Consider the following 21,463-nt stretch of genomic DNA (forward strand, 5'->3'; position numbering starts at 1 on the left):
GCCTGCGGCTTGAACCGCAGGCTGCGAACGGTTATTGTTGCAGGATGATTAAAGCGCCGCCGCCCTCCCCGCCTGCCCTGCCGACCTGGCGCCAGTTCCTGGTGGTGCTGTTCCTCACCGGACAGCTGTCCTGGCTGCTGCACGCGATGTCGAAGACGCCCTACCTCACGGTGGCGGGCCATATCGTCTCCATCGGCATGGCGATGCTGCTGGCCTACACGGCCTCCGCGCGCTGGCGCGTGCGCTGGGTGCCGCAGGCGCTGCTGCGCCTGGCGGCCACGGGCCTGACGGCGCCGGCTGCCACGCTCGCCACGCTGGTGGCCATGCAACGCGGGAACACGCTGGTCTTCATGCGCTCGTCCAGGGAAGTGTCGGGCTACGCCATGCTGGCCATCGTAATGTTCGTGCTGGGCACCATCACGGCCATGGCCGGACTGCGCATGGAGCGCCGCGCGCGCGAGCGGGCCGCGTTGCTGCAAGCCGAGCGCGAGCGCAATACGCTGGAGCGCGAACTGCTGGATGCCCGCCTGCGCCTGCTGCAAGCGCAGATCGAACCGCACTTCCTGTTCAACACGCTGGCCAACATCCAGGCGCTGGTCGAGTCCGGCTCCGGCAACGCCGGGCCGGTGCTACGCCACCTGATCGCCTACCTGCGCGCCGCCATGCCGCGCCTGCACGACGCCGATGCCACCTTGGGCAGCGAACTGCAGCTGGTGCGCGCCTACCTGGAGCTGATGCACCTGCGAATGCCGGACCGCCTGCGCTACAAGCTGGACGCGGCGGCCGAACTGCACGGCCTGGCCTTCCCGGCCATGGCCTTGCTGACGCTGGTGGAAAACGCCGTCCGGCACGGCATCGATCCCAGCACCGACGGCGGCAGCATCGAAGTCGGCGGCAAGGCCGACGCGGCCAGCGGCCTGGTCACCCTGTGGGTGAGCGATACCGGCGTGGGCATGTCCGAGTCCGCCCAGCCGGGCACTGGACTGGGCAATGTGCGGACCCGCCTGCAGGCGTTCTACGGCGCCGGCGCGCGGCTGGACCTGCTCGAGGCCGAGCCGCACGGCCTGCACGTTGAACTGACCTTCCCGCCACGGAGCACCGCATGAATCGCATCACCGCCCTGATCGCCGACGACGAACCGCTGCTGCGCGAGCACCTGCGCTCCCAGCTGGCGCGGCTGTGGCCCGAGCTGGACATCGTGGCGGACGCGCGCAACGGGCGCGAGGCGGTGGAACTGTTCGACGCGCACCAGCCCGCCGTCGTGTTCCTGGATGTGCACATGCCGGGGTTGAACGGCATCGAGGCGGCGCGCGCGTTGGCGCGGCGCGCGCAGATCGTGTTCATCACGGCCTACGAACAATACGCGGTGCAAGCCTTTGAGCAGGGCGCGATCGATTACATGGTGAAGCCGGTGGACCCGGCCCGGCTGGCCGACACGGTGCAGCGCCTGCAAGAGCGGCTCAGCGCCGGCGCGGGCGCCGGACAGCGCGTGGCCACCGACGCGATGCTGGACGCCGTGCTGCAGCGCATGGCCGGCGAACTGCGCCAGCGCGTGCCCGCGCGCGCCTGGCTGCAATGGATCAAGGCCTCCAGCGGCAGCCGCATGCGCCTGATCCCGGTGGAACAGGTGGCCTACCTGCGCGCGGACGGCAAGTACACCACGGTGGTGTGGGACGACGGCGAAGCGCTGATACGCAAGAGCATCCGCGAGCTGGCGGACGAACTGGACCCCGAACGCTTCGTGCAGATCCACCGGTCCGCCATCGTCAACCTGCACTACGTGCGCGAGGTGGTGCGCGGCGTGAACGAAACGGCCGACGTGCACCTGCGGGGGCACGCGGAAGTGCTGCCCGTGAGCCGCAGCTATCTGCACCACTTCCGGCAGATGTAACTGCCGGCCAGGCTATTCCAGCGTGAACGGCAGGTCGCGCCCGTCAACCGCCTTGTTGCCGGCGTAGTCGGCGGCCAGCACGCGCAGCCGGTAGTTGCCTGGCGCGAGCCCGGCCACGTTCCACATGCCGGGCGTGACTTGGCCGTGGACCATGCGGTTGGTGAGCATGTAGGCGAAGCGCGTGGCCTTGCTGCCGTAGACGGTGATGCCGCTGTTCGGCGCGTAGGCGTATTTCACCGCTTCGCAGTTGCGCGGCAGCTCGTCGTACACCTGCGTGATGAGCGGCTGCTCGTAGCCGGCCACCGGGCTGCCGTCCTCGCGCAGCAGCTGGTAGCCCAGCGTGTACAGGCCCAGGCGGCGGCGCGCTTCGTTGCCGTCCATCTGGTCGTAGGCGTCCACCACGATGCTCAGTTCGCCCGCGCTGCGCTGGACGATCAGCGGCTTGCGCTTGGCGGCCTTGATGAGCTTGCCCCGGCTGTCGAACAGGGTGATGCTGTTGATGCGCGGGCGCACCGTATCCAGCTGGCCCTTGAACGGCAGGCTGAGCGGGTTGAGGGCCTTGCCCTGGTCGTAGTAGTCGAGGTGGACGTGGGCCATGCCGTTGATGGTGCCCAGCATGTCGCCGGCCGCAAAGCGCGCGCCGCGCCGCACGCGCACCCGCTCGGGCTTGCCCTTGGCGTTGAGCAGCAGCTGGAAGCGCTGGTCCAGCGGAGCGTTTTTGGGGTCGCGGCCCACGCGCATGTGGATGTAGGAGATGTTGCCAAGCGCGATGCCTTCACTCAGGCTGCCGAAGCCCCAGTTGGGCAGGGGGTCGCTGACCTTGACGGGCGCCACCGCCAGCACCGGCTTGCCGACGTCGGCCTGCACGTCGAGTCCGGCGTGGAAGTGGTCGCGGCTTTCGCCCTCGAAGTTGCCGCGCACTTCCCCCATCACGCCGACAATCTCGTGCGGCTGGTCCTGCGGGCCCACCGGCCACAGCATCGTGGTCACCGGGGCCGCCCGCCGGGCCGGAGCCGATTCTCTGGGCAAGCTGGCGCCGGAGCCGGAGCCGGCATCCGTGCCCTTGCCTTCAGCCTGCGCGGCGCCCATCGGCAACGCGGCCAGAGCGGCGGACTGCGGCGCGCCGCCGCTGCTGCCGCTGTTGCCGGCGGCAGCAGCGGCTGGCTGAGGCGGCGCTGGCAGCGCGTCGGCCGACGTGGCGGCGCTGAGGCGGTGGATGCGGAAGGTGGCCGCGTCGCTGACCACCAGGCTGCCATTGCGCGCCAGCGCCATGCCGCGCGGCGCGTACAGCTGCACCTTACCGTCGCTGCCGTACTCCGGCTCGACACGCTGGCCGATGTCGAGCAGCCCGCCCAGCTCGCCCTGCGGCGTCAGTTGCAGGATGCGGCCCTGCGAGCCGCTGGCGATGTACAGGTGGCCGTCCGCCGTGCGCGCCAGCGCCATCGGGCGCCGCAGCACGGCTTGCCGGTTGTTTTCCGGCGCACGCATCACGGTGCTGACCATGCCGTCCTTGCCCAGCTTGCGGATGGCGTTGTTGCGCGTGTCGGCGATCAGCAGCCCGCCGTCGCCGTCCAGCACCAGCGCGCACGGCGTGTCGAAACCGGCGTTGAGCGCGGGCCCGTCCGCGTCGCCAGGCGCGCCACTGCCGGCGATGGTGGTGACGGCGCCGTCGGGCGCAATGCGGCGGATGGCGTCGTTGTAGGTGTCGGCCACATAGACCACGCCGTCGTCGCCCACCGCCACGCCCACCGGGCCGTTGAATTGCGCATCCTTGCCCTTGCCGTCCGCCGTGCCGGCCGCGCCATTGCCGGCCAGCGTGCTGACCGTGCCGTCCGGCGCCACCTTGCGGATCGCGTTGTTGCCGGTGTCGGCCACATACAGGTTGCCCTGGGCGTCGATAGCGATGCCGGACGGCGTGTTGAACCTGGCTTGCGCACCCGGCCCGTCCACAAACCCTTCCTTGCCGCCAGCCAGCGTGGAGGTGGCGCCGCCCGGCGTGAGCTTGCGGATGCGGTTGTTGTCGCCGGCGTCGGCAATGTAGATATTGCCCGCCGCATCGACCGCCACGCCGTACGGGTCCGCGAAGCGCGCCACGGTCAGCGGCATATTGCCCTCAACGGCACCTGCCAGGCCGTCGCCGGCCAGCGTGGTGACGCGCGCGGTCCAGAACGCCGGCGTCTTCGCCGCAACCTGCCCCCGCCCCGCCCCTGCCGCCTGCGGTGCCGGCTGCGGCGCGCGGGCCTGCAGGTAAAAATACACGCCGGCGCCCGTCGCTGCCGCCACCACGCCTATGCCCGCCAGGGCCACATAATTCTGCTTCGCCGCCACGTTACAACCCATCCATGAATGAAGACCGAGCTTAACCGAAAAGGTGGCGCCAATGCTATAGTTACCGTTCTCATAACCAGCCCGGAGACTGCCATGCTGAAAGCCTCGCTGCTGCCCCTCACCCTCATGCTGGGCCTGTGCAGTGTCAGCGCGGCCGCCAAAGTGCAGCAGTTGCCAGGCTTCGCGGCCAACAGCAAGGAAGCCAGCATTGCGGTCGACATCAACGCCAACGGCCAGGTGGCGGCGGTGATTGAGGACGAAGACGGCAAGCAGCGCGCGGTGCTGTACGACAAAGGCGTGCTGGAACTGGGCACGCTGGGCGGCAGCGACAGCTACACCAAGGGCATCAACGACGACGGCCTGGTGGTGGGGTCGGCGCAGGACGGCAAGGGCCACTGGCGCGCCTTCCTGGTGCGCAAGGGCGAGCCGATGCGCGACCTGGGCACACTGGGCGGCGGCAGCAGCTACGGCACCGCCGTCAACGCGGCCGGCCAGGCGGCAGGCTTCGCCGACACCGCCGACGGCTACTTCCGCGCTTTCATGCTGGACGCCGGCGGCAGCATGCTGGACCTGGGCACGCTGGGAGGCAACATCAGCTATGCATCCAGCATTAACAACAGCGGCGCGGTGGTGGGCACGGCGGCCCTGCCGGACGGCTACCGGCGCGCCTTCCTGTACCGCCCGGGCGAAGGCATGATCAACCTGGGAACGCTGGGCGGACGCTCCAGCGCGGCCACCGGCATCAATGACGACGGGCTGATCGTTGGCGCGTCGGAAATGCCCAACCGGCGCTGGCACGCCTTCCTGCACGACGGCCAGAAGATGGTGGACCTGGGCGCGCTGATCGGCTACGGCAACAGCTACGCCACCGGCATCAACGCGGCGGGCCACGTGGTGGGTACCATTCTGATCGGCGAAGAACGGCGCTCCTTCGTTTACCGCGACGGCAAGATGCTGGTGCACCAGGCGGGTAAGGGCTTGTACCTGACCAACGCCATCAACGACAATGAACTGGTGGCCGGTGCCACTTATCTGAGCAAGCGCTATGCGGCCGCCACGATGCGTTCGGACATGATTCCGGTGGTGCCGAAGGGGCACCGCGAATTCATGGGGATGATCGCAATGGCGATCGGCACGGCCGTGGCGCTGATGCTGCTGCGGCGCCGGTATCGCGGTATCGCAATGGCGCGCTACTGAGCGCTACTGAACGCCGGCGCGGCTACTTTTTGCGCGCGCGCTTGAGGAAGCCCGGCAGCAGATTGAACACTTTCACCAGCGCATGCATCTGCCATGGGAACACGCAGCGCTCATCACGCCGGGCGATGGCGGCGGCGATCCGCTGCACGGCCTCGGCCTCGGACATGAGAAAGGGTTTGCCACTGGCGTCGCCGTGGTTCAGTTCGCGCAGCCGGGCGGTGTCCACGTAGCCGGGCACGATCGCGGTGACGGCGATGCCGAACGGCGCCAGCGCCTTGCGGTAGGCGTCGCAGATGGCGATGGCGGCGCGCTTGCTGGCGCTGTAGAGCGAGCCGTTCGGATATTCATCCTGCAGCCCGGCGATGGAGGCGACCGCCACCAGGTGGCCCCCGCCTTTGCCGCCATCGCGCGCCATCATGGTATCGGCCGCGGCGCTGAAGGCGTTGTCCAGGCCGCCCACGTTGACGCGCAGCACGGGCAAGGTGCTGGTGCGGTCGCGCGCGATGGCGGCGGCGTCGGTGTACTGGCCGGCGCTGACGATGAGCAGGTCGATTCCGCCGCCGGCGCCGGCCGCCGCGGCCACCAGGCGCGCCACGGCGGCGCGGTCGGCAATGTCGCAGGCGTGAAGGCTGACTCTTTCATCCCTGGCGAACGGCACGCTGGCCACCTTCTCCGGGCGACGGCCGCAGATGGCCACGCGCGCGCCCTGTTCCCAGTAGTGCCGGGCCAGTCCGAGCCCGATGCCGCTGGTGCCGCCAATGATAAGGACGTTCAACCGCACGTTCATGCCAGCGCCTTGTTGTGCCGCGTGGCAAGGCGCATCGCCGGGCGGCGGCCCTCTGCTGCCAGCGCGTACGCTTCGGCGGCGCGCTGGTAACCATAATGCCACTGCGCCTCCACCTGCTCGACGTAGCGCGGATAACTGGGCGGCGCCACCAGGCGGACGCGGTTGCGCAGCCAGTCCACGCGCTTCTGGATGCCGTTGTCGCGCAGCGCGACGCCGACGTCGCTGGTATCGACCCACACATCCACCGCCTGGCCGTGCACGTGCCGCATGCGGCGGTTGCCGTCAAAGCCGAACACGGCGCGCAAGGCGGGAATGGCCATCAGCTGGTCGTACGGCGGCTTCATTTCCATGGTGACGTGCCGCGCCAGGCTGCGCGCCAGTTCCACCGGGAACAGATCCACCACGCCGCCGGTGTAGTCGCCGCTGGCAACGGAATGGCAGCGGAAGTAATACATGTCCGAGATGGAGATGCGAACCGCGTCGGCCAAGGGCATGGCGGTGTCGACCAGCAGAGACGGCGCCACCGCGTCCGTCCACCCGCCGCTGCCGATGGCGGACGGCAGGCCGTCAGCCAGCGCAGCGGTGCGGCTGCCGCAGAACAGCGTTACGCCATAGAGCTGGCGGCCCTGGCGCGCCTGGCCCACCTCGTGCTCGCCAAACAGCAGCTTGCCGCCGATGATGGCCAGCGCGGCGCCGCCCTGCCCGGCCGCCGGCGGCAATGGCAGCACGGCGGGTATCTCGAACAGATAGTCGCCAAACAGGTCCGGCAGGCGCGCGGCCTTGCCGGGGTGCAGGCGGCGCAGCGCCACGTTGGCCAGCGCCCGCAACGGTGCGGCCTGCGGGCCGGACTGCAGGCCGCAGAAGAACTCGTACATCTGCGGGGAAGCCACCCAAGCCTTGCGGGCGGCGCTGTCGGGCAGGTTGCGGATGATGGCGCCGGCTACCGCGCCGCCGCAGGTGGCCAGCAGCAGGTCCGGTTCCTGGCCAGCGTCCACGGCGGCGGCATGCATGCCGAGATAGTAGCCGAAGCGAAAGCCGCCGCCGGCCAGCACCATGCAGCGTTCGTAGCGTTCATCTGGTTGTGCTCGCATCATGCGTGCCATAATGCATCAATTACATAGATATTAACAAGGACAGTTCGACCATGGAGCCGGAAGCAGTGCCCAGCATGCGCGAGCGTGTAACGCAGCTAGCGCTAAACGGCGCGCTGTTCGGGCTATGTTACCCGCTGGCGAACCATCTTGCCCAACGCGCCGGCACGACGGGCAGCGTGGCGCTGCCGTGGGATGCGGCGCTGCCCTTCCTGCCCTGGATGGTGCTGCCCTACATGACGTCCGGCCTGCTGTTCGTACTGAGTTTCGTGCTGGCGGCCAGCCGCGCCGAGCTGTCCGCGCTGAGCCGCCGCGTGGCCTTTGCCACTGTCGCTGCCTGCCTGGTATTTGCCGCGTTCCCGCTGCGCTTCGGCTTCGAGCGGCCCGCCGTGGACGCGGCGCTGCCGGCCTGGCTGTTCGCGCAACTGTCCGCCATGGACCAGCCGTACAACCAGTTGCCGTCGCTCCACGTGGCCTACTGCCTGATTTTCTGGCCAGCCTTGAGCAGCGCGCTCCGCAGCCGCGCGGTAGCGCGGGCAGTGCTCGCCGCCTGGCTGATGCTGGTTGCCGCCGCCACCGTGTTCACCTATCAGCACCATCTGGCCGACGTCGCGGGAGGCGCCCTGCTCGGCATGCTGGCCATCCGCGCCCTGCCCGGCCGTGCAGCAGTGCGCGCCGGCGTAGCCCACCTTGCCGCCCCGGCACAAGGCGCCGCCGGACACGCCACCGCCAAGCCGGTCGCATTTTGCTACACGCTGCTGGCCGGGCTGTCCCTGCTGGCGTGGGTTGCGCTGGGCGGCCCGTGGTGGCTGTACCTGTGCGCCAGCCTGCTGCTGGTGGCCTGGGCCTACCAGCGCCGCGACGCCGCCTACCTGCACAAGCGCAACGGCCGCCACCCGCTGTGGATCTGGCTGCTTTACGCGCCCTACCTGGGCGGCTACCTGCTGACCTGGCAGCTGGTGCGCTGGCGCGAACGGCACAAGCCGCCCTTCGACCGGCACAGCGAGCGCCTGTGGGTGGGCAGGCGCCTGAGCAACGCCGAGGCGGCGCGCCTGCCCGCCGGCTGCGCCGTGATCGACCTGTCCAACGAACTGAGCGAAACGCCCGCGCTGCGCCGCCACCCCTACCAGCACTTTCCGCTGCTGGACCTGCACACGCTGGATGCGCGCTCGGCCCAGCCCATCCTGGCCGCCATTGCCACCCACGCCAGCCAGGGCCGCGACATTTACCTGCACTGCGCCATGGGCTACCAGCGCAGCCGCCTTATCGCCCAACTTTACACGGAGTACGCCAAGCAATGAGCTTCTCGATCTACCAGTTGAAACCGAAATTCCAGCAACTGCTGCAGCCGCTGATGCGCGCACTGCTGCGCTGCCGCGTGACGCCCAACCAGATCACGCTGGCCACCATGCTCTTATCCGTGGCCTATGGCGTTGTACTGGCCTGGCAGCCCGGCTGGACCGGCTTGTGGCTGGGCCTGCCCGCCTTCCTGCTGTTGCGCATGGCCTTGAACGCCATCGACGGCATGCTGGCCAACGCCACCGGGCAAAAGACCCGCCTGGGCACGCTGCTCAACGAGCTCTGCGACCAGGTATCGGACGCCGCGCTGTACCTGCCTTTCACGCTGGCCGCCGCGTTGCACGCGCCGCTGGTGGTGCTGTGCGTGGTAGGCGCGCTGCTGGCCGAGTTCGCCGGTGTGCTCGCGCTCAGCGTGGGCGGCGCGCGCCGCTTCGACGGCCCCATGGGCAAGAGCGACCGCGCCTTCTGGTTCGGGCTGCTCGCCCTGCTGATCGGTTACCAGGCCGCGCCGCTGGTGCTGAACGGCATGCTGATGCTGGTGCTTGCGCTGTCGGTCTGGACCGTGATCAACCGCCTGCGCCAGGCGCTGCGGGCTTCTGCGCCAGCGACACCGTGAAGATCCCTTCCAGGCCAATGCTGGTGGCGAGCTTGCGCCCGCCGGCATAGGCCACCAGCCCGTCCATTTCCGCCTGCGGACGCGGACGCATCTGCCACGGCGTGCCGCGATGGCTGGTCAAGGTCAGCGCGATCATGTCCAGCTGCGGGTGCCAAGGCTGGCCGGTATAAATCAGGTAGCCCCCCGGCCGCAACACGCTGAAGATGCCCGTCAGCGACGCGGCCACCGGCTCGTTGTCGCTGAACAGCTCGTACAGGCCGGACACGATGACGATGTCGTATCCGCCTTCGGCCGCCTGGTAGCTGCCGGGATTGAAAGCGTCGCGCAGCTGGCAGTCCACGCTGGCGCGCAACTGCAACTGTCCCGCCAGCATGCGCGCCTGGTCCAGGTTGTGCTGCGTGTAGTCGCGCAGGGTGACCTGGATGTCCTTGTCCTGGAAGCGCTTCACTGTCTCCAGCACGTAGCGGCCCGAGCCTGCTGCAATGTCCAGGATGCGCAGCGGCGCGGCGCCCGTGTGGGCCGCGATGCGCTCGCCCAGCATCTGCTGCAGCTGGCGCTTGCGCAGGCGGATGCCGCGCCATCCCACCGCGTCCAGATAGCCCCGGTCCATGGTCTTGCCCATGATGAAGCGGCCGCCGGCCTGGTTGCGGTACACATAGTCCAGCGAGGCGCCGGAATCGAAGCCGTGCTGCAGGCCGATTTTCATGCCGTCGCTCACGCCGCCCATCGCGCCCAGCATCACGCGCTGCAGGCCGAACCAGCCCTTGGCCAGCGCGCCGCAGCTCTCCCCGGCCTGCATGGCGGCGTAGCGGCGCGCGCTGTGGCTGTCGCGGTCCGCGTTCAGGTAGTGCGACGGCGCCAGCGGCGCGCGCTCGAAGCAGTGCTCCACGAACTGGCGGCTTTCATGCAACGCCACGCTGGTGTCCTGCTCGTAGAACAGCGCGTGGAATGCATCCGGCAGGCGCACATAACGCTTCAGCGGCGAGGACAGGCGCTCGAAGAAGGTCTGCTGCGGCCCCTCCTTCACCACGAAATCCTTGCCGGCGGCCAGCATTAGCACCGGCGTGTCGATGGCGGCGGCGTCGTGCACGATGCGCCTGGCGGTGTCTGCCAGGCCCAGCAGCACGCAGGCAGAGATGGCCTTGGCGATCAGGGGATCCGCGCCATAAGCGGCAGCCTCCTGCGCCGAATGGGTCAGCATGCCGGGGCGGATGTAGCTGGTGACGAACAGCTCCGGCTTGAAGCGGCGCGCAAAGCGCAGCGCGGGCTTGGCCAGCGGCACGTACAGCTTGATCTCGAAAGCGGCGGCGGCCATGATGACGCCGCGCACGCGCGGCGCGTAGTCGTGCAGCCAGGTGGCGGCGATGACGGCGCCCACGCTGTTGGCCACCACCAGGATATTTTCCTCGGCGAAGCCGTGCGCGCCGCGGATGTGGCGGATGAAGGTGTCGAAGTCTTCCACCAGGGCCTCGAAGCTGGGCGCGTCGCCGCGCTCGCCGGGCGAGTAGCCGTGGCCGCGCGCGTCCCAGGCGAAAGCGTGGTCCTGCGCGAAGCCGAACTGCTCCACCAGCGGCTGGATGCGGCCGGAATGCTCGTGCCCCCGGTGCAGAAACACCAGCGCGCGCTGCGGCCCGTCCTGGCGCGGCGCCAGCGGCTCCCAGGCGCGGTAGAACAGGCGCGTGCCGTCCTTGCAGTCGAAGCCGGATTCGGTGGTGCGCCAGGCCAGTGAGCGTTCAGCTTTCATGCGAGCTTCCCTTGAGTGGTGATAATGAGAAAGTACAGCAGCGGCGCGGTGACCACCAGGCTGTCCACCCGGTCCAGGATGCCGCCGTGGCCGGGGATCAGTTGCGAGAAATCTTTTACGCCCAGCACCCGCTTGGCCGCCGAGAACATCAGGTCGCCGCAGAAGCCGCCCAGCGACAGCAGCACGGCGTACGCCGCCAGACGGGCCGCATCCGCCAGATGCAGATAGCTGCCCAGCGCCAGCGACAGCAGCAGGGTCGCCGCCACCCCGCCCAGCAGTCCCTGCCAGGTCTTGTTCGGGCTGATGCCGGGGGCGATGCGGTGGCGGCCGAACAGCGTGCCGCTGATGAACTGCGCCACGTCGTTCAGCGAGGTCAGCACGTACAAGTAGAACAACCAGCCCAGGCGCTGGTGCGGCGCCAGCGGCAGCGCCTCGTAGCGCGGCAGGAAACTGACGCTGAAGCACAGTCCCAGCCACAAGAGCCACACCAGCGCGGAATTGCTACGTGACCGGAGGAAATATATCAGTGTTACGAGGATGGCAAGCGCGAGCAGCGCGGTAATTGCCGGCGGCTTGACGAATGTCAATGCCAGCGTGGCCGCCAGGATGATGGCGGCGGACCAAGCGAAGACCGCCTTGACGGCGTTGCCAGGAACGGCGAACGGCGCCAGTTCGCGCAATGCCAGCGCGCCGATCAACAGTGCCAGCATGGGCGCGCCAGCCGGATGGAGCAACAGGCTGACGGTGACCACCGGGAAGATCCACCACCAGGCGTTGACTTGCAGCCTGAGCTGGCTTTGCGGCCGCGCGCGCAAGCTCAGGCCGACGCCCAGCGAGGCCATGCCCAGCATCAGGTACAGCATGCCGAGCGCGGTCAGGATTTCCGCGCCCAGCAGGGATAGGGCTAATTGCATAATCGCCTCAATTGCTTGAATTGCAATTATACGACGAATTTCCTATTAGGCAACGTCCTGTGCAACCGGCAGCGCTTCGGCCTTCCAGCGCAGCATGCCGCCAGCCAGGTTGGCCACCTGCGTGAAGCCGGCCTTGGCCAGCAGCACGCTGGCCTGGGCCGAACGCACGCCCGAGCGGCACACGGCCACCACGGGACGGTCGCGGTCGAAGTCGTCCAGCCGGTCTTTCAGCTGCGACAAGGGCACCAGCCGCGCGCCCGGCAAATGGCCGAGGCGGTCGATGAACTCGGGAGCTTCGCGCACGTCCACGATCTGTACCTGGTCCGCGTGCTCCAGCAGCGTCATCGGTTCGATTTCCCACACGCCGCTGAAACGCAGCGTGAGCGGCGCCCAGGCTTGCGCGTCGGGCGGGACTTCGCCCTCGCCGCCTTCCGGCTGGCCGCAACGCAGATTGGCGGGCACGGCCACCGCCATCAGCTTGGGATGGGGCAGGTTCAGGTTGTTCATGTGGCCGGCGAAGTCCCCCTCGTCGACGTCGCCGCCCAGGCGCGGGTTGAAGCGCCGCTCCTCTGCCACGCTGGTGACGGTGATGCCGCGGTAGTCGTGCGCCGGGTACAGCAGGCAGGCGTCCGGCAGCGTGAGTATCTGCTCGCGCACCGAAGCGAACAGTTGCTGCGGACTGCCGCCCTGGAAGTCGGTGCGGCCACAGCCGCGTATCAGCAGGCTGTCGCCTGTGAAAGCCATGCTTTCGTCGTCCAGCACATAGGTCAGGCAGCCATTGGTGTGGCCGGGCGTGGCGCGCACGGTCAGGTGGCGGCTGCCGAACTGGATCCGGTCGCCGTGGCGCAGCGGACGGTCCGCCAAGGCCGCGCCGGCCGCTTCGGCCACCGCCATGCTGCTGCCGCAGCGCTGGTGCAGGCGCCACGCGCCGGTGACATGGTCCGCGTGCACATGCGTATCCAGCGAGGCCAGCAGGCGCAGGTTCAGTTCGCCTAACAGGGCCAGGTCGCGCGGCACCTGCTCGTAGACGGAGTCGATCAGCACGGCTTCGCCGCTGTCACCCAGCAAATAGGTGTAAGTGGAGGAAGTCGGATCGAAAAGCTGGCGGAAGATCATAATCATGAAAGAAAGAGTCGATCTTTCAATGATAGCAAAGCGGCATGGCAATACGATAAAATTCCGGAGCGGCGGGCGCAACACCCGCCAGGCCGGGGCCGCGATGCACCAAAAAAAAAGCCCGCTGCGGGAGCGGGCTAAATCTAATCTCTTGGAGGAGAATAGAGGAGACAGGAATCATGATGCGGCATCGCATCATATAAATCCACTTTATCTTTCTGATGACAGAGATAATCAGATCGTATATGACATTCACCTTCAGCTGCCGCGTCGCACCGCGTACTGCGTCGCGCGGCAACTCAGAACGCTGGAGGTGGTCGCTCCAGCCTCCATCGCTGCGCCGATAGGCTGCCTGCGTGAGCCAGGGCCGTTGGATTCCCTGCGCGCAAAAAAATGCCCGCTACGGGAGCGGGCTAATTCTATCTCTTGGAGGAGGATAGAGGAGACAGGAGCTATGATGCCGCGTCGCAGCAAATACGTCTACTTTATATTGATGATGAGCGAGATAATTAAGTCGAATATAAGGAAAGCTGCGCGCCGGGCGCTCCGCTGCAGTCCCTGCAACCCAGAAAAAAAAAGCCCGCTACGGGAGCGGGCTAAATCTAATCTCTTGGAGGAGAATAGAGGAGACAGGAACCATGATGCCGCAAAGCAGCATACATTGCTACTTTATCTTCATGATGAGGGAAATCATCAAAGCGCATATCACGCTTCCGCCTCCACGTCCGGCAGCAAAATGGTGAGGATACCCAGCAGCGGCAGGAAGGAGCAGATCTGGAATACATAGCCGATGCCGGCCGCGTCCGCCACTTTTCCCATGGCTGCGGCGCTGATGCCGCTGATGCCGAACATCAGCCCGAAGAAGATCCCCGATATCATGCCCACGTTGCCCGGCACGAGTTCCTGGGCGAACACCACGATGGCCGAGAACGCCGAGGAAATCACGAAGCCGATAATCACCGTCAGCACCGCGCACCAGAACAGGTTGGCGTACGGCAGCGCCAGCGTGAATGGCGCGGCGCCCAGGATGGAGATCCAGATCACGCGTTTGCGGCCGATGCGGTCGCCGATCGGCCCGCCCAGGAAGGTGCCGGCGGCCACCGCGGCCAGGAACAGGAACAGATAGAGCTGCGTGCTCGCCACCGGCAACGCGAACTTCTCGATCAGGTAGAAGGTGTAGTAGCTGGTCAGGCTGGACATGTAGATGTACTTGGAAAATACCAGCAGCGCCAGCACGCCGAGCGCACCCAGCACTTGCTTGCGCGACAACTTGGGACCGCTTGCCGTACCCGCCTTGCGCGTGACAGTGCGCAGATGTTCCTTGTACCAATGCGAAACGCGGTACAGCACGGCGATCGCCACCAGCGCAAACAGAGAGAACCAGGCGATATTGCCCTGCGCGCGGCCCACCACGATGCCGGCCGCCAGCAGCGGACCCAGCGCGCTGCCGGTATTGCCGCCGACCTGGAACAGCGACTGGGCGAAGCCGAAGCGCCCGCCCGAGGCCATGCGCGCCACGCGCGAGGCTTCCGGGTGGAAGGCCGACGAACCTATGCCGATCAGGGCGGACGCCGCCAGCAAGGCCGGAAAGGTGCTGACCACGGACAGCATCAATATGCCCGCCAGGGTAAAGCACATGGCCGCCGGCAGCAGGAAGGGAATCGGACGGCGGTCGGTATAGAGGCCGATCCACGGCTGCAACATGGAAGCGGTGCACTGGAAGGTCAGCGTGATCAGGCCCACTTCGGTGAAACTCAAGCTGAACTGCTCTTTCAGCATGGGGTAGATGGATGGCAGCAGTGCCTGGATCAGGTCGTTCAGCAGGTGCACGAAAGCGACTGCGCCCAGGATGCGCATCACGGTGCCCTGCGCCTGCGTGGGGGCGGTATGGACGGCTGCGTTGACGGTACGCGGTAAGACGGTGTTCATGATAAGACTGGCTCGGTTGGCGGAGTTGCAGTGTAATATGGTGGTTTGGCAAGCATCTGCCATAAATCGTCGCCCAACTGCCACATTCCGCCATGCAGACTACCCCGGACATTCTCACCGCAGACGCCTTGCAGGCCGTGCCGCGCGCCATTGTCGCCTTGCCGAAGGAGCAGGCGTTCAGGCAACTGATCCCGCGCCACTGTCACCAGCGGGCGCAATTCCTGTACGCCATCGAAGGCATCATGCGCGTCACCACCGATGTCGGCGTGTGGCTGATCCCGCCCCGCCGCGCCCTGCTGATTGCGCCAGGCGTGGCCCACGAGCTGACCATGCTTACCAAGGTCAGCATGCGTTCGCTGTACGTTGCGCCCGACGCGCTGCCCAGCCTGCAGACCGGCTGCCGCTTGATCGAGGTGAGCAATCTGCTGCGGGAACTGGTGCTGGCGCTCGCCGCCGAGCCGGCCGAATACCCTATTCCCGGCCGGGGCGAGCACCTTGCCGCCCTGATCCTGTCGGAACTGGGCGCCGCCGCCACGGTGCCGATCGCCATCCCCTGGCCGCGCGACCGGCGCCTGGTCAGCGTGTGCGAAGCCATCATGGCCAACCCCGGCAATGCGCGTTCGATCGATGAGTGGGCTTGCCATGCCGGCGCCAGCGGCCGTACGCTGATGCGGCTGTTTCCCAAGGAGACCAGCTTGCCGTTCCGGCAATGGGTGCAGCAAGTGCACCTGGCCGACGCCTTTATCCGCCTGGCGCGCGGCGACAGCGTGGCCAGCATCGCCAGCGCCCTCGGCTACGCCAGCCCCAGCGCCTTCACCGCCATGTTCCGCCGTGTGCTGGGCAAGACTCCGCAAGACTATCTGACCGAATGGCGCGTCCCGGGCTAGGCCGGCAAAAAAAAAGCCCGCTACGGGAGCGGGCTAAATCTAATCTCTTTGAGGAGAATAGAGGAGACAGGAGCTATGATGCCGTAGAGCATCGTATATTTCTACTTTATATTAGTGATGATAGAAATAAACGATGCGTATAACTTGGCAAAAATACTTACTTTCCCACATCGGCTGCGTATGGGAGCACGCGGGAGGCCAGTCGGGTATCGGTCTTCAGCAGGCCCACTTCGTCCGCCAGGATATGCACCGCCTCATTCAGCAGCACGTCCTTGGCAGCCTTGGCGGCCTTCTCTGCGTCCAGCTCGGCGCTCAAGCCGCGCTCGTCCGCCTGCAGGCCGTCGTCGGTGCGCAACGCGCCCTTCACTGCCGCCACCTGGCGCGCAGCCTTGGCGTTGGCATTGGCCGGCTTGGCTGAGATGGCCTTGTTCAGCGCTTCCTTGGCGTCCGGGATCAGCACCGGGTCATCCGGCGAGGCCACCAGGCTGAGCAAGCGGGCTTCGCGCAGCTTGGCGCGCGCTTCCTGCTGGTCGCGCTCCTTGCGGCGCACGGTCTCGTTCAGCGAAATGGTGTTGTCCTTGCGTTGCTTCTTCACCAGGGCGATGTCTTCGGCCAGGTACTGGAAGTCCTTGTCCTTGGCCACGCGCGCCTCGTGCTTTTTGTCCAGCATCGGCACGATGTCCTTCAGCTCGCCTGCCGGGATATAGACGGCAGGCTTGATGGCCACCCACGGCAGCGCATTGTCGTAGCTCGACTCGCCGAAGCTTTCCGGGTCCGACATGGACGGCAGGCTGATGTCCGGCGTCACGCCGCGCAGCTGCGTGGTGCCGCCATTGATGCGGAAGAACTGCGCCACCGTCATCTTCAGCTCGCCGTAACGCGGCTTGTCGCCCTGCGAATAGCGGTCCAGGTTGACCAGGGTCTGCACGGTGCCCTTGCCGAACGAGGGCTCGCCGATGACCAGGCCACGGCCGTAATCCTGCAGCGCGGCGGCGAAGATCTCCGACGCCGAGGCCGAACTGCGGTTGATCAGCACGCCTACCGGGCCATCCCAGGCCAGGCCGGCGTTGGTGTCGCTTTCCACTTCCACTTTGCCCTGCGCGTTGCGCTGCTGCACCACCGGGCCCTTGTCGATGAACAAGCCGGTCAGTTCCACCGCCTCGGTCAGCGAGCCGCCGCCATTGTTGCGCAGGTCGATCAGCACGTTGTCGACTTTTTCTTTCTTCAGTTCGGCCAGCAGGCGCGCCACGTCGCGGGTAGCGCTCTTGTAATCCTTGTCGCCACGGCGGCGCGCCTCGAAGTCCAGGTAGAAGGTCGGCAGGGAAATTACGCCCACGCGGCGCTTGGCATTGCCGTCACGCACTTCCAGAATGGATTTCTTGGCCGCTTGTTCTTCCATGCTGATTTTCTTGCGCACCAGCGACAGCTGCGCCAGCTTGCCGTCTGGGCCGGCGTCGGCCGGCAGGATCTGCAGGCGCACCACGGAATCCTTGGCGCCACGGATCTGCTGCACCACGTCGTCGATGCGCCAGCCCACCACGTCGGTGAAGCTGCCGCTCTCGCCCTGGGCCACGCCGACGATGCGGTCGCCCACTTTCAGCTTGCCCGACAAGGCGGCCGGGCTGCCCGGCACCACTTCGCGCACCACGGTGTAGTCGTCGCGCTGCTGCAGCTGGGCACCGATGCCTTCCAGTGACAAACGCATGGCGATGTCGAAATTCTCGGCGGCGCGCGGCCCCAGGTAATTGGTGTGCGGCTCGATCGACATGGCGTACGCGTTCATGAAGATCTGGAACACGTCTTCATTGTTCAGCTTGCGCGAACGGCTCAGGTAGTTCTCGTAGCGCTTGTCCAGCGTCTCGCGGATGGCCTTGTCGTCCTTGCCGGCCAGTTTCAGGCGCAGCCAGTCGTTCTTGACGCGCTTGCGCCACAGGTCTTTGACTTCGGCCTCGGTCTTCGGCCACTCGGCCTTTTCGCGGTCGATCTGGTAGCTCTCGTCCTGCGAGAAATCAAATTTGGTCTTCAGCAGCTCGCGCGCATAGCCGATGCGCTCGTTGAAGCGCTGCTGGTACAGGTTGTAGATGGCAAACGGCACTGTCAGGTTTTCCGACATGATGGCGTCGTCCATCTTGCTGCGCATGGACGCGAACTGGTCCACGTCCGCTTGCACGAAAAACAGCTTCTCGCCGTCCAGGGACTTGAAGTAGCGGTCGAAGATCTTCTCCGACATCGCATCGTCCAGTGGGGTAGCCTTGTAGTGATAGCGCGACATGACGTGCGAGGCCCACAACGCGGCCTGGGACTGCACAGCCTGTGGCTTGACAACGTCCGCTGCTTTTTCGGGCGCTGCCGCGCCCACCTGTACCGAAACGGCCAGCGCAATCGCGCTCAACAGCATCTGCTTCTTCATCGGCTTACTCCGAAAACTTGATTTCATGGAAAACTGGGTCCAGCTGCGCTTTATTCTACAGGATAGCAGGCAACCGGCGGCCCGCTGGAGAACACAGTTTCAGTGAGGAAGCTTAAGGCATGATTAAAGGAAAGGGGACTTTATTCATGTAACAAATCGTGACCCCGACCAGGCCACTGCGCCTATGACAACATAGGGCCACGAGCGCAGCGAAATCTTCCAGTCCACCGAGGACGGCCAGCAGGCCAGGAACTGGGGCGCCACGGCAAACGCCAGCAGCAAGTCGAGCGGCTGGAACTGCCAGCCGGGATGGGTGCGCCACAGCGCCACCGCCACCGGCACGGCCAGCACCAGGAACGGCGCCAGCGCCACCGGCGCCGCGTTGTACCAGCGCACCCGGGTCAGGCTTACCGAGCCGAGCTGCCAGTTGCGCCCCACCCTGCGCGGCACCACGGAAAAGCCCGCCGGCCGCGCCCCGGTCAGCAAGCCGATACAGAAATGCGCCAGCTCGTGGCAGATGGTGCCCGCCAGGGTGAACAGGAAGAAGACCGGATGGACCGAGGACAAGCGCCGGATCACCAGCGCCAGCGCCAGCGAGGGCAGCAGGTAGAGCGAGACGTCCAGCAGCACATCGCGATGCTGGCAGAACCAGGCGGGGGCGATGGCGGCACAATCGAACATGGTCGAATAATACCGAGTTTCGGTCCCGCAGGGCACAACTAATCGCCCCCCGCCCTTAACCCGCCCCGAATGGTCTCAATCGTTCAGCCAGAACCGCCACTCGGCCTGCTGCCTGGCCGACCGCACGCGCGATTCCTGCCAGCTTGGCTTGCTGTCCAGCTTCTGCCATGGTTCGCCGTCGGCCGCCAGGGTGGACGCCACGTACTGCCGCCAGCGGTAATGGTTGTAGACCGACATGATATGGGTGGCGTAGGCCTGCGCCAGCGCGGCGTCGCCCTCGATGACGAGGAAGTTCTCGTCGTTGCTTTCCGACGCCATCGACGAGAAATTGTGCGAGCCGGTCACCACCACCGGCTTGGCGCCGAAGGGGTCGATGCACAGCACCTTGCTGTGCACCAGCACCGAGATCTTACCGCCGCGCATGAATTCCGCCGCCCAGAAGGCGAACTGCTGCTGGATGCCGGAAGGCTTGAACACGTCCAGGTCCATCGGGTCGGCCTGGCTGCCGCCCACCAGCGCGGCCACCAGCTTGCCCTTGGCGCCGCCGACGAACTGGTTCAGCACGCCCCGCACGAAGCTACCTTCGGCGCGCTCTTCCAGCACGTCGAGCACGGGCCCGTTCGGACCCGGCATGAAGGACAGGAACAGAATGCCCTCCTGCGCCCCTTCCACCAATTCCTGGAGCCGCTTCAGGTCGCCCTGCTTCACGGTGGGCGTAAACCAGGGTTCGATACGGGCCGGGCTATCGGTGCCGGCGGCCGGCGCCGCGTTGGTCTTCTTCAGCGAGGACGGCACGGCGCTCTGCGCCTCTGCCAGGCGCTGCCATTGCGCAAGATACTGCGCCGCCAGTTCGCCGCTCTCGACCAGCACCGCGTTGTTGACCTGCGTGAACAAGCCGGTCGGCGTCAGATTGGTGGACCCGGTCCAGACCCGTACCGGCTCGTTGCCATCGACCACCACGATGAACTTGTTGTGGCCCAGGTCGCCCACCTGGCCGGGCAGCGACGTCATGCGGTCTGTCACGTCGCAGCCCGCTTCGCGCACCAGTTCGCGCCCCACCGCGTTGGCGTCCGGCTCGGACTCCTTGGCGCTGCCGTTGGCCAGCACAATATGAGCGCGCGCGCCCAGCTTGCAAAAGCGCCGCACCACCTCTTCGTCCTCCAGCTCGAACAGCGCTGCGTACAGATGCACGCCGGGATGGCGATCGGCATGGTCGAACAACTGGCGCAAGCCCACGATCAGGGTGCCGCCGCAAAAACTGCGCAGCGAACGGCTCGACACGTCGGAAATGGTTTCCACCAGCTCGGTGGAACTGCGGATGCCCTGCTCGGCTACGATGCGCGCCATCCACGGCGAGGCCGCCATCGGACGGTTGAAAAAGCAGCTGAGGCGGCCCTTGCCGGGCTGTACCGCATCGACCTGTACCCAGTCGCTGGCCCATTCTTCCTTGGCGCTGAGTGCGCCGGGTACGCCCACCATGGGCACCACGCGGTATTTGGCGCGGTCCTGGAAACCGAGCTCGTGGTCGGTCCAGTTATAGCGCTGGAACGGCCATACGCTGGAGGGCTGGCGCTGGTTCGGCCCGGCCCCCGCGTCACCGGCAAATCCCACCCGGTTGACCAGGTATTCCGCCTGGTTCAGCACGCGGCCGGGCTCGTCGCTGTGCAGCCAGACGCGTTCGATGGCGAAGCCGATGCACCCTGCCAGCACATCGGCTTTCCAGACCAGAAAAGTGTCGTCGGTATTACAGTAAGCGCCCAGCTGAATCCGGCTCATATCCGCTCTCCCTTGAGTGAAAATATCAAATTGACAATTCCAGCCAAGGAAGCTTAGCAGGTAAACGGCCCAACAATCTCACGCATTGTTGCGCTGCATCAGGACGGTGCAGCCCTACTCCGAGTAGAAGCAGCGCCCGCAGGCCTGGCGGTAGCTCTCGTTGCCGCCGATGCTGATTTGCTCGCCTTCCTTCATGCGCTTGCCATCCTGGTCCACGCGGATATTCATCGTGGCTTTCTTGCCGCAAGTGCAGATGTTCTTGAGTTCCTCGATGTCGTCGGCCAGCGCCAGCAGGTAGGCCGAGCCGGGGAAAGGCTCGCCCCGGAAGTCGCTGCGCAGGCCGTAGGTGATCACCGGGATGCCGCGCACCTGGGCCAGCTTGTGCAGCTGCTGCACCTGGACGGTGGTGAGAAATTGCGCCTCGTCTATCAGCAAACACGCGATCCGTTGGTCAATCTCCTTGAGGAAATCGGTCTCGGCGTCGAATACTTCAGTCTCGCGCTGCGGGCCCAGGCGGGAGGTGACTTTGCCGACGCCGTAGCGGTTGTCGATGGCGGCGGTGAACAGGCGCACGGTCTGGCCCTGCTCTTCGTAGTTATGGGCGACCTGAAGCATCGCCGTCGATTTGCCGGCGTTCATGGCCGAGTATCGGAAATAGAGTTTCGCCACAGTTGTTGCTTGAGAGAGTAATCAAAGCCGGATTATAAGGCGTCGCCACGGCCATGGGCAGGTCTTTGCCGCGCCCGCGAAATTGGCGCATACTGTAAAGATGCAAAAATTGCATATACAAGCACAGA

General features: G+C 66.3%; 17 protein-coding genes. 6 read left to right on the forward strand and 11 right to left on the reverse strand.

What is annotated here, in order from left to right; all coding sequences use genetic code 11:
* The first annotated feature begins 44 nt into the window (after positions 1-44).
* Positions 45-1,106 (forward strand): sensor histidine kinase, encoded by a 1,062-nt coding sequence (locus ASD15_RS09995; protein ID WP_057154694.1) that lies wholly within the window; start codon positions 45-47, stop codon positions 1,104-1,106.
* On the forward strand, positions 1,103-1,891 hold the full coding sequence (locus ASD15_RS10000; RefSeq protein ID WP_057154695.1) for a LytTR family DNA-binding domain-containing protein: 789 nt from the start codon (positions 1,103-1,105) through the stop codon (positions 1,889-1,891). Before ASD15_RS09995 ends, ASD15_RS10000 begins: the two co-directional genes overlap by 4 nt.
* 12 nt (positions 1,892-1,903) lie before the next feature.
* On the opposite strand, the gene ASD15_RS10005 is transcribed toward ASD15_RS10000, so the two are convergent.
* The gene (locus tag ASD15_RS10005) at positions 1,904-4,219 is read right to left on the reverse strand and encodes an NHL repeat-containing protein (RefSeq protein WP_229418134.1); all 2,316 of its coding nucleotides are present in this window, start codon (positions 4,217-4,219) and stop codon (positions 1,904-1,906) included.
* A 93-nt stretch (positions 4,220-4,312) separates the two neighbouring features.
* On the opposite strand from ASD15_RS10005, the gene ASD15_RS10010 reads away from it, so the two are divergent.
* A complete protein-coding gene (locus tag ASD15_RS10010) occupies positions 4,313-5,416 on the forward strand; it encodes an HAF repeat-containing protein (protein ID WP_057154697.1) in 1,104 nt (367 codons plus the stop codon).
* A 22-nt stretch (positions 5,417-5,438) separates the two neighbouring features.
* On the opposite strand, the gene ASD15_RS10015 is transcribed toward ASD15_RS10010, so the two are convergent.
* Positions 5,439-6,203: an SDR family oxidoreductase gene (locus tag ASD15_RS10015; protein ID WP_082551721.1), complete on the reverse strand. Its 765-nt coding sequence runs from the start codon at positions 6,201-6,203 to the stop codon at positions 5,439-5,441.
* A complete protein-coding gene (locus tag ASD15_RS10020) occupies positions 6,200-7,297 on the reverse strand; it encodes a patatin-like phospholipase family protein (RefSeq protein WP_229418135.1) in 1,098 nt (365 codons plus the stop codon). The genes ASD15_RS10015 and ASD15_RS10020 overlap by 4 nt, the downstream gene beginning before the upstream one ends.
* A gap of 50 nt (positions 7,298-7,347) precedes the next feature.
* On the opposite strand from ASD15_RS10020, the gene ASD15_RS10025 reads away from it, so the two are divergent.
* Both ASD15_RS10025 and ASD15_RS10030 read left to right on the forward strand, forming a co-directional pair.
* Positions 7,348-8,595: a phosphatase PAP2 family protein gene (locus tag ASD15_RS10025; RefSeq protein ID WP_057154700.1), complete on the forward strand. Its 1,248-nt coding sequence runs from the start codon at positions 7,348-7,350 to the stop codon at positions 8,593-8,595.
* A complete protein-coding gene (locus tag ASD15_RS10030) occupies positions 8,592-9,209 on the forward strand; it encodes a CDP-alcohol phosphatidyltransferase family protein (protein ID WP_057154701.1) in 618 nt (205 codons plus the stop codon). Before ASD15_RS10025 ends, ASD15_RS10030 begins: the two co-directional genes overlap by 4 nt.
* Here the strand turns inward: ASD15_RS10030 and ASD15_RS10035 are convergent.
* The 4 genes from ASD15_RS10035 to ASD15_RS10055 all read right to left on the reverse strand — a co-directional run bounded on the left by ASD15_RS10035 (position 9,160) and on the right by ASD15_RS10055 (position 14,912).
* Complete coding sequence (locus ASD15_RS10035) at positions 9,160-10,953, reverse strand: bifunctional alpha/beta hydrolase/class I SAM-dependent methyltransferase (protein WP_057154702.1); 1,794 nt, start codon at positions 10,951-10,953, stop codon at positions 9,160-9,162. The genes ASD15_RS10030 and ASD15_RS10035 overlap by 50 nt on opposite strands.
* Positions 10,950-11,867, reverse strand: coding sequence for a phosphatidate cytidylyltransferase (locus ASD15_RS10040; RefSeq protein ID WP_057154703.1), 918 nt, complete (start codon positions 11,865-11,867; stop codon positions 10,950-10,952). The genes ASD15_RS10035 and ASD15_RS10040 overlap by 4 nt, the downstream gene beginning before the upstream one ends.
* 45 nt (positions 11,868-11,912) lie before the next feature.
* The gene (locus tag ASD15_RS10045) at positions 11,913-12,983 is read right to left on the reverse strand and encodes a rhodanese-like domain-containing protein (RefSeq protein WP_057154776.1); all 1,071 of its coding nucleotides are present in this window, start codon (positions 12,981-12,983) and stop codon (positions 11,913-11,915) included.
* Positions 12,984-13,688: 705 nt separating this feature from the next.
* Positions 13,689-14,912: an MFS transporter gene (locus tag ASD15_RS10055; RefSeq protein WP_057154705.1), complete on the reverse strand. Its 1,224-nt coding sequence runs from the start codon at positions 14,910-14,912 to the stop codon at positions 13,689-13,691.
* A gap of 92 nt (positions 14,913-15,004) precedes the next feature.
* Here ASD15_RS10055 and ASD15_RS10060 point away from each other — a divergent pair, with 92 nt between their 5' ends.
* The gene (locus ASD15_RS10060; RefSeq protein ID WP_057154706.1) at positions 15,005-15,799 is read left to right on the forward strand and encodes a helix-turn-helix domain-containing protein; all 795 of its coding nucleotides are present in this window, start codon (positions 15,005-15,007) and stop codon (positions 15,797-15,799) included.
* Between the two features lie 157 nt (positions 15,800-15,956).
* Here the strand turns inward: ASD15_RS10060 and ASD15_RS10065 are convergent, their stop codons facing one another.
* The 4 genes from ASD15_RS10065 to ASD15_RS10080 form a co-directional block, all read right to left on the reverse strand.
* Positions 15,957-18,209 carry a carboxy terminal-processing peptidase gene (locus ASD15_RS10065; RefSeq protein ID WP_057154707.1) on the reverse strand — a complete coding sequence of 751 codons (2,253 nt, stop codon included), beginning with the start codon at positions 18,207-18,209 and terminating at the stop codon, positions 15,957-15,959.
* A gap of 144 nt (positions 18,210-18,353) precedes the next feature.
* Positions 18,354-18,890, reverse strand: coding sequence for a hypothetical protein (locus ASD15_RS10070; protein WP_057154708.1), 537 nt, complete (start codon positions 18,888-18,890; stop codon positions 18,354-18,356).
* A 75-nt stretch (positions 18,891-18,965) separates the two neighbouring features.
* Entirely contained in the window at positions 18,966-20,666 is a 1,701-nt protein-coding gene (locus ASD15_RS10075; RefSeq protein ID WP_057154709.1) for a phospholipase D-like domain-containing protein, read from the reverse strand.
* Positions 20,667-20,780: 114 nt separating this feature from the next.
* Complete coding sequence (locus ASD15_RS10080; protein WP_057154710.1) at positions 20,781-21,335, reverse strand: thymidine kinase; 555 nt, start codon at positions 21,333-21,335, stop codon at positions 20,781-20,783.
* Positions 21,336-21,463: the final 128 nt, after the last annotated feature.

It is taken from the genome of Massilia sp. Root351 (assembly GCF_001425045.1).
GTDB lineage: Bacteria > Pseudomonadota > Gammaproteobacteria > Burkholderiales > Burkholderiaceae_D > Rugamonas.

Bases quoted from the DNA above. Each gene is read 5' to 3' on its own strand.
- ASD15_RS09995 (WP_057154694.1), top strand. From the start codon at position 45: ATGATTAAAGCGCCGCCGCCCTCCCCGCCTGCCCTGCCGACCTGGCGC.
- ASD15_RS10000 (WP_057154695.1), top strand. From the start codon at position 1,103: ATGAATCGCATCACCGCCCTGATCGCCGACGACGAACCGCTGCTGCGC.
- ASD15_RS10010 (WP_057154697.1), top strand. From the start codon at position 4,313: ATGCTGAAAGCCTCGCTGCTGCCCCTCACCCTCATGCTGGGCCTGTGC.
- ASD15_RS10015 (WP_082551721.1), bottom strand. From the start codon at position 6,203: ATGAACGTGCGGTTGAACGTCCTTATCATTGGCGGCACCAGCGGCATC.
- ASD15_RS10020 (WP_229418135.1), bottom strand. From the start codon at position 7,297: ATGATGCGAGCACAACCAGATGAACGCTACGAACGCTGCATGGTGCTG.
- ASD15_RS10025 (WP_057154700.1), top strand. From the start codon at position 7,348: ATGGAGCCGGAAGCAGTGCCCAGCATGCGCGAGCGTGTAACGCAGCTA.
- ASD15_RS10030 (WP_057154701.1), top strand. From the start codon at position 8,592: ATGAGCTTCTCGATCTACCAGTTGAAACCGAAATTCCAGCAACTGCTG.
- ASD15_RS10035 (WP_057154702.1), bottom strand. From the start codon at position 10,953: ATGAAAGCTGAACGCTCACTGGCCTGGCGCACCACCGAATCCGGCTTC.
- ASD15_RS10040 (WP_057154703.1), bottom strand. From the start codon at position 11,867: ATGCAATTAGCCCTATCCCTGCTGGGCGCGGAAATCCTGACCGCGCTC.
- ASD15_RS10045 (WP_057154776.1), bottom strand. From the start codon at position 12,983: ATGATCTTCCGCCAGCTTTTCGATCCGACTTCCTCCACTTACACCTAT.
- ASD15_RS10055 (WP_057154705.1), bottom strand. From the start codon at position 14,912: ATGAACACCGTCTTACCGCGTACCGTCAACGCAGCCGTCCATACCGCC.
- ASD15_RS10060 (WP_057154706.1), top strand. From the start codon at position 15,005: ATGCAGACTACCCCGGACATTCTCACCGCAGACGCCTTGCAGGCCGTG.
- ASD15_RS10065 (WP_057154707.1), bottom strand. From the start codon at position 18,209: ATGAAGAAGCAGATGCTGTTGAGCGCGATTGCGCTGGCCGTTTCGGTA.
- ASD15_RS10070 (WP_057154708.1), bottom strand. From the start codon at position 18,890: ATGTTCGATTGTGCCGCCATCGCCCCCGCCTGGTTCTGCCAGCATCGC.
- ASD15_RS10075 (WP_057154709.1), bottom strand. From the start codon at position 20,666: ATGAGCCGGATTCAGCTGGGCGCTTACTGTAATACCGACGACACTTTT.